Genomic DNA, 14,248 nt, shown 5'->3' on the forward strand with positions numbered 1-14,248 from the left:
GGCAGATCCTGCCTCGATGCCGAGGAGTTGACGATGAGTGGTGCATTCCCGCTGTTCCGGACCACCGAGCCCGTCCCCGAGGCGGAACGACGCGACGTCCTCGCCGCGCCGGGTTTCGGGAAGCACTTCACCGACCACATGGCCACCGCCACCTGGACGTCCGCCGAGGGCTGGCACGACCGCAAGGTCGGGCCACTGGTGCCGTTCGCTCTGCACCCGAGCGCGGCCGTGCTGCACTACGCGCAGGAGATCTTCGAGGGGCTGAAGGCCTACCGGCACGCCGACGGCAGCGTCTGGCTGTTCCGCCCGGAGTTCAACGCCCGCCGCTTCGCGCGCTCCGCACGACGGCTGGCCCTGCCCGAGCTGTCCGAGCAGGACTTCCTCACCAGCGTGGAGGAGTTGGTGCGCGCGGACGAGGCCTGGGTGCCGGGCGCCGACGGCGAGGGCAGCCTCTACCTGCGGCCGTTCATGTTCGCCTCGGAGGCCTTCCTCGGTGTCCGGCCGGCCGACCACGTCACCTACTCGGTCATCGCCTGCCCGGCCGGGCCGTACTTCCCCTCCGGCGTCACCGGCATCACCCTGTGGGTCAGCGGCGAGTACACCCGCGCGGGCCGGGGCGGCACCGGCGCGGCCAAGTGCGGCGGCAACTACGCCTCCAGCCTGGCCGCCCAGACAGAGGCCAGGCAGCACGGCTGCGACCAGGTGCTGTTCCTGGACGACACCGGCGGCGAAGGCGACCTGGAGGAGTCCGGCACGATGAACCTCTGCCTGGTCACCTCCGACGGCGAGCTGGTCACCCCCGGGCTCGGCACCATCCTGGACGGCGTGACCCGCGACTCGGTCCTCGCCCTGGCGGCCGAGCTCGCCCTCACCCCGGTGGAACGCGCCGTCACCCTCACGGAGTTGCGCTCCGGCGCCGTCGACGGCACGGTCACCGAGGTCTTCGCCACCGGCACCGCCGCCGTGATCACCCCGATCACGGCGTTCAAGGGCCAGGGCTACGAGTTCACCATCGGCACCGGCGCTCCCGGAAAGCAGACCCTCGCCATCCGCGAACACCTCCTCGACATCCAGTACGGGCGCGCGGAGGACGGGCACGGCTGGCTGCGCCGGGTGCTCTGATCCGCCGCCCGCCTCACCCGGTCGTCGCCTCCGCCGGATCCGCCGGCGGTTCGGAGGCGGTTCGGAGGCGGTTCGGAGGTGACGACCGGGTCCGGGCCGGCGGGGGCACCGGTTCACCCCGCGGTCAGCTGCGCCGGAAGCGGACGGGAGTGCAGGATGTCCAGCCGGGACACCGCCCGGGTCAGCACCACGTAGAGCCGGTGCAGTCCGCGCGGCTCGGCCTCGGCGATGGCGGCCGGTTCCAGGACGATCACGTGGTCGTACTCGAGTCCCTTGGCCAGCGAGGCCGGAAGCACCGTCACCCGGGCCGTGCCGCCGACCTCCTCGGCGCAGGCGCTCGGGATCCCGGCGGTTCCCAGCGCGGCGGCGACCCGCGCCGTCGCGTCGTCGGCGGCGATCACCGCGATGGAGCCTTCCCGTTCCAGCGCGGCGCGCGCCGCGACCGCCACCGCCTCGCCCAGGTCGTCCACCGCCCGGATCGCCACTTCGCCGTCCCGGCGTAGCGACACCGCCGGCGGCACGTCGACGTCGAGCGCGCCGAGCAGCCGGTTGGCGAGCGCCATCACGGCGGCCGGGACCCGGAAGCCGGTGGTCAGCGGCACCAGGGTGGCCTGTGGTTTGCCGAGGTGGCCCAGCTGCTCGGTCCAACTGCGGGCCGACCAGGAGGCAGTGGCCTGGGCGAGGTCGCCGAGGACGGTGAGGGAGCCGAAGGTGCTGCGGCGGGCGATCGCCCGGCACTGCATCGGGGAGAGGTCCTGGGCCTCGTCCACCACCACGTGACCGAAGCTCGCCGGGCGCTCGATCAGGCCGGCCACCTCGTCGAGGAGGACGAGGTCGTGCTCGGACCACTTGACGCTCCGGTCCGAGCGCGGCGGCTTCCGCCACAGGATCGCCGCCTGCTCCTCGGGCGAGAGCAGTCCGTCGGCCGCCTCGGCCAGCACGACGGGGTCGCCGAGCAGGGCGGCCACCACGGCCTCCGGGCGCAGCGCGGGCCAGGCGGTCTCCAGGAAGGCCGCGACCGGCCTGCAGCGGCCGACCTTCCGCTGCCAGGCGGCGTTCTGGACGCCGGAGCGCCGCTCGGCCTGGTCCCGGATCAGCTCCATCACCCGGGTGCGGACGTTCTCCCGGCCGACGGCGTACGGCGGCGCCTGTTCGCGGATCTCGGCGACCGCCCGGTCGAGCCTCTCCGCGGGCACCCGCCAGCGGTAGGAGCCGTCCGGGACGACCAGTGGTTCGGAGCCGGCGGCCCGGATCCGGCCGTACAGCGCCTGGCGCAACACCTCGGCCATCCGCGCGTCCTGCTTGATCGCGGCGGCCCGTTCGCCGTCCACCGTGGAGACCGTGCGGCCGGCGGCGACCAGGTCCTCCACTGTGCGCTGGGAGACGTCCAGCTCGCCGAGTGCGGGGAGCACCTCGGCGATGTAGCGCAGGAAGGTCCGGTTGGGGCCGATGACCAGCAGGCCGCTGCGCTGGATCCGCTGCGGGAAGCTGTACAGCAGGTAGGCGGCACGGTGCAGGCCCACGGCGGTCTTGCCGCTGCCGGGGGCGCCCTGGACGCAGACGGACTCACCGAGCTCGCCGCGGACCAGTTCGTCCTGCTCGGGCCGGATGGTCGCGACGATGTCGCGCATCGGCCCGGTGCGGGGGCGCTCGATCTCGGCGGCCAGGATGCCGCTGGGCCCGCCTTCCTCGGCACGGTCGAGGTGCTCGTCCTCGGCGCGGTCGAGGTGCTCGTCCTCCAGGCCGGTCAGGTCCTCCGGCGCGCCCGGGCTCCCCGGCGCCCAGCCGAACCGGCGGCGGCGCGCGAGCCCCAGCGGCTCGTGGGCGCTCGCCCGGTAGAACGCCCGGGAGACCGGGGCCCGCCAGTCGACCACCAGTGGCGGCACGGTCGGGTCCTCGGAGATGCGCTGGCGGCCCACGTAGTAACGCTGCCCGCGGTGGTCCCCGGTCCCGGGCGCGTCGTCGAAGTCGAGGCGGCCGAAGAAGGACGGGCTGTCCGGCAGCTCCCGCATCCGCTTGGCGCGGGTCCGTAGGTAGCGGCCGAGTGCCTCGGCGCTCGCGCCGTCGCCCGAGACGTCCTCTCCGGCGACGACCTGGTGGCCGGCGTCCGCCACCTGCCAGGCCATCGCCGCCCGGCAGACCTCGACGTAGGCCCGCTCACCCGCCAGCTCTCCGTCGAGGCCCATGGTTTCGGACGTCATCGCTTCCCCCGTGGTCGGCTCGGCTGCTGTTCGGAGGAGCCATCATAACTTAACTGAGTCAAGATCTTCACTTGGTTAGATAGCGGTGGGCCGCGCTCGGCTCAGGACATCGGCTCAGGACACCAGCGGCTCCTCCGCGAGCTCGGTCAGTGTCACGGTGCACAGCCCGCCGCGCTCGGTCCGCACGTCCGTGACCTCCAGCTGGGTACCCGGCAGCAGGATGAACTCCTCCTCCCCCGTGAACGCCGAGAACCGCTGGATGCCCGCCGCGCGCAGCGGGCGCACCTCGAACAGCGTCCGCTTGCCCCGGCTGCCCAGGAAGGACTGGGCCACCCCGAGCTTGGAGGTACAGGAGGACACGCCCCACCACGTCACCGTCCGGCCGAGCGGGTACTGCTTGCGCAGGTCGAGCGAGACCCCGCGCCAGAGCGGCTCGGTGCGCGCCGGCAGCTGCGAGACCGCCGCGAACAGCAGCCGCAGGTACGGCAGGTACGGCACCAGCCGGCCGCGGTCCGGCGAACGCAGCACCGCGTTGATCTCCCGGTAGAACGCGGACTCGCAGGTGTAGAGGTAGAGCGCGGCGATCGCGTCGGCGGACAGACCGGTCGCCCCCTCGTCCGCGCGCCGCTTGCCGAAGTCGTGCGACAGCGCGACGTGCCGGTCCAGGCCCCGGAGCAGCTCGGCCACCGGAGCCACGGCGTCGCGGAAGTCCATCATCGGCGTGTCGAACACCCCGCTGATCGCCGGGAGTTCGAGGCCCTCGTCCCTGACGCCGGCGAGTCGGTCCAGATACAGCTGGTGCAGCTCCATGGTGGAGGCGATGAACGCGCCCATCCGCTCGGCGACGCCGCCGTCGGCACCGCCGTGCTGCGCCGCGTCGGCGTCCCAGCCCGCGCTGGGGAGCCAGTCGATCTCCTCCGCGCCGAGCGAGGCGAGCGCGGCGTTCACGGTGGTGAAGTGGTCCCCGTCGCAGAAGATGTCGCCCTGGGCGGCCGGGTTGGCGTGGTCGATGTGGCGGACCTCGACCTCGGGGTACTTCTTCTGCAGCCGCAGCACGACGTTCTTCAGGCTGCGCGCGTGCGCGCCCCACCAGGCGAAGACGACGCCCCGGTCCTCCTCGTCGGCCTGCTGCTTGGCCCGGAGGATCTCCTCGATGATCCGCTCGGCCACCGGCCGCCAGAACCCGGTGTGCCGGTCCGGGCCCATCCCGCCGTCGGCGCTGGCGGTGAGCGCCGCGTTCAGCAGCAGCACGCCCTGGGTCAGCATCGCCTGGAACCACTCCGGCGGCTGGACGGTCTCCTCCCTCTTCAGCAGCGCCCGTATGTCGGCGATCGGCGTCTTCTTGGGAATGCCGTACTTCCACATCGCCGCGGCCTTGATGATGCAGCGGATGCTGACCACCCGGCCGAACTGGCTGTCCTTCCAGTCGTGGAAGGTGTTGTCGAACATGGCGATGCCGGTGGCACTCTCCGGCCGCGGGTACGGGTTCTGACCGAAGACCACGACCTTCCACTTGTGCGGGGCGTGCGGCTTGAGCGCCTGGAAGGTCAGCTCGCGGACGGGCACGACCTCAGGACTGCGGCCCGGGCCGATGAACGAGGCGGCGTCGGGCTGCGCCTCGATGACCGGCTTCAGCAGCGGGAGCCACGGCTCGCCGCCGCCCTGGAAGAGTTCCGCGAGGGCCAGCGGGTCGTTCGGGTCGGACTGGGTGGCGGGAGTGGGGGTGTCGGCAGCGCTCATGGTGGTACTCCGGCTGGATCGGATCACGGGAGATGACGGGTGACTGTCCGTCAGTTTCCCGGCGGACAGCACATTCCTAGCAGCCGGGACCGACAATCCCTGGCGGCCGGCCGGCGACGGACGGAGTGTCGGTGGTGCGCGCTAACGTCCTGATCGACAGCGGGAAACAGCTCGACGAACGACAGGAGTTGCAGCATGACGACGGACCGCGCGCAGTCCCCGCTCAGGGTGGTGCTGACGGACCTCAACGCGATGGTGGTCGAGTCGTGGCGGGCGGCCTTCGCCGACACCCCCGGCATCGAGATCCGGCACGGCTCGATCCTCACCGAGGAGGTCGACGCCTGGGTCAGCCCGACCAACTCCCGCGGCCGGATGGACGGCGGGACGGACGCGGCCGTCAAGCGGTACCTGGGGGCGGGCATCCAGCTGAAGGTGCAGCGGGCGATACGCAGTAAGTACGCGGGCACGCTGCCGGTGGGCAGCGCGGTCTGCGTGCCCTCCGGGGCGGTCAACCCGAAGTTCCTGATCTCGGCGCCCACGATGCACGCCTCCTCGCAGAACGTGAGCGAGACGCTGAACGTGGCGCTCGCCTGTGCCGCCGCCTTCCAGGCCGTGCACCGGCAGAACCTGCTGGCGCCGGGCAGCATCCGCTCGGTGGCGCTGGTCGGCATGGGCGCCCAGACCGGGCGGGTCCCGGCCCGGGTGTGCGCCAACCTGATGTGGACGGGCTACACCCTGTTCAACGACCACTGCTTCGAGAACGACGAGGACCTGCGCGCCACCATCCTCGACCAGCTGGACGACATCGAGAAGGCGCCCGCCACCCAGCGGGTGCGCATTGCGCCGCCCACCGGCCGCAGCCGGGCCCGACGATAGCCGCAGCGGGCGGTAAATCGGTTCCGGGCGCCGGGCCTCCTCCCCTAGATTGAGGCTCGTACACGGATGATCACACCCGGATCATCACGCCCGATCGGCAGGAGACCGCCATGGCAGACACAGTGCAGGAACTGAGCGGGGTGAAGGTGCTCGTGTGCGACCCCGCCGGGCCCGCGATCACCACCGTGCAGGATGCACTGGATCTCATCGGCGCGACCTACGTCGGCGCCGAGATCGTCGCCGTCCCCGCCGACCGGCTGGACGACGAGTTCTTCGTCCTGAGCACCGGTTTCGCCGGCGAGGTCATGCAGAAGTTCGTCAACTACCACGTCCGGCTGGCCGTCATCGGCGACATCTCCCGCCATCTGGAGGTCAGTTCGGCACTGCGCTCGCTGGTCCACGAGTCCAACGCGGCCGGCCACATCTGGTTCCTCCCCGACACCGAGGCCCTCACCGCCCGCCTCGCGGTTTGAGCCTGACGCCCCATCGGATTCGGGCCCGGCTCCGACGCCGACCGTCGATCCGGGCCCGTCGCCGAAACCCGCCGGGCCCGTCGCCGAGAGCGGTGGCCTACTGTCAGGCGGGCCGCCGCGCGTACACCTCGATCTCGATCCTCATCCGAGAGTCCGCCAGACCGCACACCATCATCGTGGCGGCCGGCCGGACGTCCCCGAAGCAGCGGCACAGCACCGGCCAGCAGGGCTCGAAGTCGGCGCGCTCCGGCAGCAGGTAGCGAACCCGCACCACATCGGCGAAGCCGCACCCCGCCTCGGCCAACGCCTCCCCGATGTTGCGCAGGCACTGCTCGGCCTGCTCCACCACGTCCTCGGAGATCGTCATGGTGGCGTAGTCGAACCCGGTCGTGCCGGACACATGCACCCAGTCGCCGTCCACCACGGCGCGGGCGTAACCGATCTGCTCCTCGAAGGTCGAGCCGCTGAGGACCGCACGTCGCTCTGTCATGCGCGGAACGCTAGGTGGCCTGCACTGATACGTCCAATACGCCGGTCAGCATGACGTGATATCCCTGGGCGTATGGAGCAGCGCCCCGAACTCCCCCTCCCTCAGCTGTACGCCTTCACCGTCCTCGCCGAGGAACTCCACTTCGGCCACGCGGCCGCCCGGTTGGGCATCGCCCAGCCCCCGCTGAGCCAGCAGATCCGCCGCCTGGAGGAGAAGGTCGGGCATCCGCTGTTCCACCGCGAACCCGGCGGCATCACGCTGACGGCGGCCGGCCGGGAACTGCTGCCCGCCGCGCAGCGGGTGCTGACCGAACTCGCGGACGGCCTGGCCGCCGCCCGCGCCGTCGGCAGCGGCGAGACGGGACGGCTGCGGATCGGCTTCTCCGCCTCGCTCGCGCTCACCGTCCTGCCCGGCCTGCTGCACACCTTCCGGGAGCGGTACCCGGGCGTGCACCTGGACATCCGCGAGATGACCACGGCACCGCAGCTCGCCGCCCTGCACGACCGGAGCATCGACCTCGGTCTGCTGCGCGAACCGCCGGACACCGACACCGAGCTCCGCTTCCGCACCGTCCTCAGCGAGCCCATCGTCGCCGTGCTCCCGTCCGGGCATCCGCTTGCCTCCCAACGGACCGTCCGGGTCGCCCAGTTGGCTGACTCTCCGTTCGTCCTGCTCCCCCGCGCGGCCGGTCCGCAGCTGTACGACCGGATCACCGGCCTGTGCACCGCGGCGGGCTTCACCCCGCGGATCGGGCAGCACGCGGTGGAGTGGCAGACCGTGTGCGCACTGGTGGAGGCCGGCCTCGGCGTCACGCTCGCCCCGGCGAGCATCCGCCGCATCCGGCTCAAGGGCGTCGCCTTCCGCCGGATCGGGCCCGGCACCGCCCGCACCCGGGTGGCCGTCGCCTGGCGCCAGCACGACCGAAACCCCCTGGTGGCCCACCTGTTGGCGGCCGTCAGCCGGTCCCATCACGACCACCCCACCACCGGGTAACCGCCACATCCGGCCGGTCGAGGCCTTGGAGCACAAGGAGGGCACCCCGATCCGGCTGGTGCTCACGCCCTGACCCACCCCTCCCCCGGCCGCGGGGCAAGTGCTTGGATGTTCTTTCCGAAACTTGCAGCAATCGGCGGAAGGACGGCCCGATGCACCCGCCCCGCGACATCCCCTGGCACGAGGGCAGCTGGCTCAACCCGCCCGAGCAGACCCACACCGACGGCACCGATCTCCTGGTCACCGCCCGTGGCCGCAGCGACTTCTGGCGCACCACCGGCTACGGCTTCGTCCGCGACGACGGCCACGCGCTGCTCACCGGCTTCCCGCCGGACAGTGCCATCGAGGTCACCTTCATCGCCGACTTCGCCGCCCTCTACGACCAGGCCGGCCTGCTGATCCGGGTCGACCCCCGGACGTGGATCAAGGCCGGAGTCGAGATGAGCGACGACGTCCCCCACCTCGGCGCGGTCGTCACCCACGGCCTCTCCGACTGGTCCCTCTCCCCCGTCCCCGACTGGCACGGCCGCCCCGTCACCGTCCGCGCCAGCCGCACTGGCGACGCCGTCACCATCCGCGCCCGCTGCGAGGACGACCCCTGGCGCCTGGTCCGCCTCGCACCCCTCGCCCCCGACGCGCCCGCAACCGCCGGCCCGTTCTGCTGCTCCCCCGAGCGCGACGGCCTCCAGGTTCGCTTCACCTGCCTCACCCAGGGCCCGGCCGACACGGCTCTGCACCTGCCGGACTGACGGCCCAGCGGGGCCTGCGGGTCGTCAACCGAGCTGATCGGCTGACGACTCGCCGCCGTCCTCCACGCCGACCCGTCCGTCGGTGTGCATGAGAAACCCCACCGGCGCGGAGACGAGCAACCCGGTCCAGCGGTAGTACCAGCCCCCGCCGGAATCGGTCCACAGCCAGTCGCCCAGCTCGTAGTGCCAACCCCGCGGGCGATCACGGCGCTCGCCGCCGACAGAGCGGCTCCGCCGCTACCACCGTCCCCTTCGACTCCAGGTACAGCCGCGCCCGGAACATCCCGAACAGACTCGCCGTCACCGTCACACCGGCTCCCAGGCACAGCGCCGCGCAGCCCATCAACACCGCCCCGAGCCCTCGGTCGGTCGCCGTGAGCCCGACGAAGAACACCACCACGGACGGCAGGAACGTCAGCAGGAACGGCGCCGTCATCCCGGTCGCCCCCCGCATGAACTCCGCACGGTCACGCCGGTACGTCTCCCGCGACCGCCGCATCGCCTCGCGGACCCCTACCCCGTCGAGCACCATCGCCGGCACCACCAGGTAGCTCCCCAACGACCAGGCCATACCGACCAGCAACAGCGCCCCGAGCAACTGCGCCGCACCGATCGGTGCCCACCCGCCAATCGCCCGCACCCGCCCGGCCGCTCGCCCGTAGCTGGACCTCACCCCCACCGGCCGCCCCCACAGAGCGTCGCACGAAGCGATGAGCAGCGCCGCGTTACCGAACACGGCGAGGAAGGACAGCACCACCAGCCCTGCCGCCCCGAGGACCAGGCTCCCCCCGAGCTGGACCTCCGCCCAGACCAGCAACCCGGCCACCCCGCCCACCACCGCCACGGTGAGAGCCGGCAGGAGCAGCAGCTTCTTCCGCCGCCAGACCACCCCCGCCGGCCCCCGGCCCGACACGTTCCCGCTCAATGCCCCACCCCGCCCTCCCAAGCGTTGTCCATCATCGCTCCGAGCGACCACTACTCCAGCAAGCCACCCATGTGCCCGTCATCCACCCGTATCGGCCAGAAGTGGCGATCGCTCGCGAAGGCCTCCGTGTCCAGGGCTCGCAGGGCCTCCTCCGCCGCGCCGTCCAGCAGTTCGCACGGGTCGAACACCGACCACGACCCCGCCGTCTGCGGACGCTCCGCCTCGCGCCGCTGCGCGCGCAGGTGCTCGAAGGTCCAGAGCACGTAGAGCAGCGCGGACAGATCGCGGTGCAGGTACGCCGCCGGATCGCCGTCGTCCCACCAGTCGGGCAGTTCGACCTGCCCGGTGGCGCCGTCGAGGGCGATCACGAAGTCGTACATCCACCCGCCGACCACCAGGAACTCCCCCTGGTGCGGGCGGGTGGACATGTCGCCGTCCTCGTCCGGCTCGTAGTTCTCCGGGTAGTCCTCCGCCAGCGTGCCCAGCGGGCCCTCGGCATCGACGTCGAGCAGGCACCGGCCGGAGACGGGCAGTCCGACCTCGGTGAGCAGGCGCCGCGTCGGGCCGTGGGTGAGCTGCTCGGGCAGCTCGTCCTCGGCGAAGCGGCGGACCGTGCCCTCGCCCTCGATCGTCGCGAGGTCCTCGACCAGCGACGGATCGAGCTCGTACGCCAGCGCACCGTCCTCGCCCGTCTTGGCACCCCAACCGAGGGCCCGGATCCGCAGCGCCGTCTCCCAGTGGGCGGGCTGACCGTCCGTCCGCCGGAACAGCTCCGGATCGGCCTCGCGCAACTCCTCCCGGACGACCCGCACGACCTCCGTGACCGTGGCCGGTCGGCGCGGCGGCTCCGTGTCCCCCTCGTCGAGGTCGTACTCGCCGGCCGCGGCCGAGGTGACGGCCTCGATCGCCGTCACCAGGGCGATCAGGGTGTCCGGGCCGCTGGCCAGCAAGTCCCGCTGGAGCACACCGTCGTCGTCCGGGCGGGCCAGGTACACCTCGCCGCCGGCGCCGTCCAGCAGCACCGCGACCGGCCCGTGGACCGACCAGGTCTCGTAGCGCGCCTCGCCCAGCACGTACAGGCCCTCGGCCTCCTGGACGGCGCACCCCTCCCACCAAGTCGACGCGGGCTCAAGCGGATCTGCGCCCGAGTTCAGCAGGTCCAGGTGCGCGTAGGACCAGCACAGTTCCCCGGCGGCGAGCAGTTCCCGGCTGGGCCCGTGGGTCAGCCCGTCCGGCAACTCCTTGAGCCCCGCGACCTCCACGGCTGCCTCCACCACTGCTCGCCCTCCTCCCCCGCCGATTGACGGACGATCTTTCACCGACGCGAGCGACCATAGCCGACGACACCGACAGTCGGCCGACCCGTGCCCCTGCGGACCGTCAACTCCGCCGCGGGAAGCACGAAATGGCATGCACGCCACTAGCCAACCGTCCAGTAGCAGCCCTACCGTCGACTCCCCGTGGCTTCGACGGAGGAGCTCGCCTTGCGCCCACGCCCCCACCGCCTCCGCTTCCCGGCCGCCGCCCTCGCGTCGGCCCTGCTCGTCACCGCAGCCCTCACCACCCCCACCACCGCCACCGCGGTCCCCACCAACACCACCACAGCCGCCGCCACCGACTACTGCGGCGGCCGCTGCACCGACGTCCTCCCGCCCGGTGAGAACGGCAACGCCACCCTCGCCGAGATCCTGCTCAACCGGATGTTCGGCAGCCGCCCCGCGCACACCGACGACCAGCTCGGCCCCTACGCGGCCCTGGCCTCCGGCTATCCCGGGCTCACCGAGGCCGGGCTGCGGAGCTTCTTCAACGACGCCTCCTTCGGCGTCCCGGCCGACCAGGTGGCCAGCACCACCGCCCCGCGCCCGGACGTCACCATCGTGCGCGACAAGGCCACCGGCGTCCCGCACATCACCGGCACCACCCGCTACGGCACCGAGTTCGGCGCCGGCTACGCCGCCGCGCAGGACCGGCTCTGGGTGATGGACCTGTTCCGGCACGTCGGCCGCGGCCAGCTGTCCGGTTTCGCGGGCGGCGCGGCCGCCAACCGCCAGCTGGAGCAGAGCTTCTGGCAGGCCGCGCCGTACACCGAGGCCGAGTTGCAGCAGCAGATCGACGCCCTCGCCTCCCGCGGCGGCCGGGCCGCCCAGGCGCTCGCCGACGCCAACGCCTACCTCGACGGGGTCAACCAGTACGTCACGCAGGCGTACAACGGCCGTACCTTCCCCGGCGAGTACGACCTCACCGGGCACGTCGACCCGATCACCAACGCCGGTTCGATCGAGCCGTTCAAGCTGACCGACCTGGTCGCCCTGGCCTCCGTGGTCGGTGCGCTGTTCGGCGCGGGCGGCGGCAACGAACTCGCCTCCGCCCAGGTCAAGTCGGCCGCCGAGGCCCGCTACGGCAAGGACGCCGGGGACGCGGTCTGGAAGTCGCTGCGCGAGGCCGACGACCCGGAGGCGGTGCAGACCCTGCACGACGGGCAGAGCTTCCCGTACGCCACCGTGCCCGACCAGCCGCAGGGCCAGGCGCTGCCCGACCCCGGCTCGGTGGTACCCGAGCGGATGATCTACGACGCCACCGGCTCGGCGGGGGCGGCGACGACCGCCGCGAACGGCGTCCTCCCCGGCAACCTGCTCACCGCCAAGCACGGCATGTCCAACGCCCTGCTGGTCTCCGGCGCGCACACCGACGACGGCCATCCGGTCGCCGTGTTCGGCCCGCAAACCGGCTACTTCGCCCCACAGTTGCTGATGCTGGAGGAGATCCAGGGCCCCGGGATCAGCGCGCGCGGCGCGGCCTTCGCCGGCCTGAGCTTCTACGTGCAGCTCGGCCGCGGCCAGGACTACGCCTGGAGCGCCACCTCGGCCGGGCAGGACATCACCGACACCTACGCCGTCCCGCTCTGCACCACCGACGGCTCGCCGGTCACCACCGCCGCCAACTCCTACCTCTGGCACGGCCAGTGCCTGCCCTTCGACCGGCTGGAACGCAAGAACGCGTGGAGCCCGACCACCGCCGACTCCACCCCGGCCGGCTCCTACACCCTGGTGATGTACCGCTCCGACTACGGCCTGGTGACCGCCCGGGGCACCGTCGGCGGCGCACCCGTCGCGTTCACCTCGCTGCGCTCCACCTACCGGCACGAGGCCGATTCCATCATCGGCTTCCAGGAGTTGAACGACCCCGGCGCGGTGCACGACGCACCGAGCTTCCAGCAGGCGGCGCAGGACATCAACTACACCTTCAACTGGTTCTACGCCGACTCCCGCGACATCGCGTACTACAACTCCGGCAGCAACCCGGTACGCGCCCCCGGCGTCGATGCCGGCCTGCCGGTGCTCGCCCAACCCGCCTACGAGTGGGCCGACTTCGACCCGGCCACCAACACCGCCCGGTACACCCCGCCGGCCGAGCACCCGCAGTCCGTCAACCAGGACTACTACATCTCCTGGAACAACAAGCAGGCCGACGGCTACACCGCCGCCGGCTTCGGCAACGGCTCGGTGCACCGCGGGAACCTGCTCGACGACCGGGTCAAGGCCCTGCTCGCCAACGGCGGCAAGGCCGGCCGGGTCTCGCTCACCCAGGCCATGGAGAGCGCCGCCCTCGCCGACCTGAGGGCCGAGGACGTCCTGCCCGACCTGATCCGGGTCCTGCGCAGCGGTCCGGTCACCGACCCGGCCACCCTCACCGCGCTGCAGCAGCTGGAGGCCTGGCTCGCCGACGGCGGGCAACGGAAGGAGACGTCACCGGGAAGCCACAACTACGCGGACGCGGCCGCGATCCGGGTGATGGACGCCTGGTGGCCACTGGTCGCCGACGGTGTCATGCGGCCCGGGCTCGGCGACCAGCTGTTCACCGCGCTGACCGGCGCACTGCAGATCAACGAGTCGCCCTCCGGCGGGCAGACCGGCGCCACGGCCGGCGGCCCGGCGAGCGCCAACGAGTCCATTCCGCACAAGGGTTCGGCCTTCCAGTACGGCTGGTGGAGCTACCTGGACAAGGATCTGCGCTCCGTCCTCGGCGACCCGGTGGCCGGACCGCTGGCCCGTCCGTACTGCGGTGGGGGCGACCTGACGGCCTGCCGGGGCGTACTGCTGAACACCCTCAAGCAGGCCGCCGCCCAGACCCCCTCCCAGGTCTACCCGGGCGACGGGGACTGCTCGGCGGGCGACCAGTGGTGCGCCGACACCATCATCCAGCGGCCGCTGGGCGGGGTGACGGACGACAAGACGACCTGGCAGAACCGGCCGACCTACCAGCAGGTGGTGCAGTTCCCCAGCCACCGCTGAGCAGTTGACCCACCTCCGCCGGCGCCCGTGATCAGGGCGCCGGCGGCGTCATTTCGCCCGCCCCTTGGCCTTCCGCTCCTCGTCCCGCAGATTGCGGGCCTCGCGGTCCAAGCGCCTGTACGCCTGCACGTACGCTTCAGAATTGTCCGGGGAAATCCGATCGGCGACGGCGTAGGCCAACTCCCCCGCGCTCTCCACCAGAGCCGCGAGCGCCCCCAACAGCGCCATCTCCTCCGCCGCCGGAACCTTCTCCCGCCCCCCGTCCCGCGCCTTCGGCAGCGCATTCTCCCGCAACTGCCGCCGCGCCTCGCCCACTGCGTCGAGCATCGCCCGTGTGCCGCTGTCCATCACGCCCCCAGCTCCTGTCCGGTCTCCGGCGTCCCGGTG

12 protein-coding genes are annotated in these 14,248 nt (G+C 72.2%); 6 read left to right on the forward strand and 6 right to left on the reverse strand.

Annotation, left to right across the window (positions count from 1 at the left end):
- Window positions 1-33 precede the first annotated feature (33 nt).
- Window positions 34-1,122, forward strand: a complete 1,089-nt coding sequence (locus ABZW30_RS02015) for a branched-chain amino acid aminotransferase (RefSeq protein WP_355669083.1) — start codon at window positions 34-36, stop codon at window positions 1,120-1,122.
- A gap of 113 nt (window positions 1,123-1,235) precedes the next feature.
- Here ABZW30_RS02015 and ABZW30_RS02020 read toward each other — a convergent pair whose 3' ends face one another.
- Complete coding sequence (locus ABZW30_RS02020) at window positions 1,236-3,323, reverse strand: AAA family ATPase (RefSeq protein WP_355669084.1); 2,088 nt, start codon at window positions 3,321-3,323, stop codon at window positions 1,236-1,238.
- Window positions 3,324-3,437: 114 nt separating this feature from the next.
- Window positions 3,438-5,063 carry an ADP-ribosyltransferase domain-containing protein gene (locus tag ABZW30_RS02025; protein ID WP_355669085.1) on the reverse strand — a complete coding sequence of 542 codons (1,626 nt, stop codon included), beginning with the start codon at window positions 5,061-5,063 and terminating at the stop codon, window positions 3,438-3,440.
- Between the two features lie 195 nt (window positions 5,064-5,258).
- Between ABZW30_RS02025 and ABZW30_RS02030 the strand changes: the two genes are divergently transcribed.
- Together ABZW30_RS02030 and ABZW30_RS02035 are read left to right on the forward strand one after the other, a co-directional pair.
- Window positions 5,259-5,939: a macro domain-containing protein gene (locus ABZW30_RS02030; protein WP_355669086.1), complete on the forward strand. Its 681-nt coding sequence runs from the start codon at window positions 5,259-5,261 to the stop codon at window positions 5,937-5,939.
- A 110-nt stretch (window positions 5,940-6,049) separates the two neighbouring features.
- On the forward strand, window positions 6,050-6,412 hold the full coding sequence (locus tag ABZW30_RS02035) for a DUF4180 domain-containing protein (protein WP_355669087.1): 363 nt from the start codon (window positions 6,050-6,052) through the stop codon (window positions 6,410-6,412).
- Between the two features lie 103 nt (window positions 6,413-6,515).
- Here ABZW30_RS02035 and ABZW30_RS02040 read toward each other — a convergent pair whose 3' ends face one another.
- The gene (locus ABZW30_RS02040; RefSeq protein WP_355669088.1) at window positions 6,516-6,902 is read right to left on the reverse strand and encodes a RidA family protein; all 387 of its coding nucleotides are present in this window, start codon (window positions 6,900-6,902) and stop codon (window positions 6,516-6,518) included.
- A gap of 72 nt (window positions 6,903-6,974) precedes the next feature.
- On the opposite strand from ABZW30_RS02040, the gene ABZW30_RS02045 reads away from it, so the two are divergent.
- Entirely contained in the window at window positions 6,975-7,895 is a 921-nt protein-coding gene (locus ABZW30_RS02045) for a LysR family transcriptional regulator (protein ID WP_355669089.1), read from the forward strand.
- A 152-nt stretch (window positions 7,896-8,047) separates the two neighbouring features.
- Entirely contained in the window at window positions 8,048-8,644 is a 597-nt protein-coding gene (locus ABZW30_RS02050) for a DUF1349 domain-containing protein (protein WP_355669090.1), read from the forward strand.
- 202 nt (window positions 8,645-8,846) lie between these two features.
- Here the strand turns inward: ABZW30_RS02050 and ABZW30_RS02055 are convergent, their stop codons facing one another.
- Window positions 8,847-9,569, reverse strand: a complete 723-nt coding sequence (locus tag ABZW30_RS02055) for a DUF6159 family protein (protein ID WP_355669091.1) — start codon at window positions 9,567-9,569, stop codon at window positions 8,847-8,849.
- A gap of 50 nt (window positions 9,570-9,619) precedes the next feature.
- Window positions 9,620-10,846, reverse strand: coding sequence for an SUKH-4 family immunity protein (locus ABZW30_RS02060; protein WP_355669092.1), 1,227 nt, complete (start codon window positions 10,844-10,846; stop codon window positions 9,620-9,622).
- Window positions 10,847-11,053: 207 nt separating this feature from the next.
- Between ABZW30_RS02060 and ABZW30_RS02065 the strand changes: the two genes are divergently transcribed.
- Window positions 11,054-13,861, forward strand: a complete 2,808-nt coding sequence (locus ABZW30_RS02065; RefSeq protein WP_355669093.1) for a penicillin acylase family protein — start codon at window positions 11,054-11,056, stop codon at window positions 13,859-13,861.
- 48 nt (window positions 13,862-13,909) lie between these two features.
- Here ABZW30_RS02065 and ABZW30_RS02070 read toward each other — a convergent pair whose 3' ends face one another.
- On the reverse strand, window positions 13,910-14,212 hold the full coding sequence (locus ABZW30_RS02070; RefSeq protein ID WP_355669094.1) for a hypothetical protein: 303 nt from the start codon (window positions 14,210-14,212) through the stop codon (window positions 13,910-13,912).
- Window positions 14,213-14,248 lie beyond the last annotated feature (36 nt).

The sequence above is a fragment of the Kitasatospora sp. NPDC004669 genome (assembly GCF_040609455.1).
Classification (GTDB): Bacteria; Actinomycetota; Actinomycetes; order Streptomycetales; family Streptomycetaceae; genus Kitasatospora.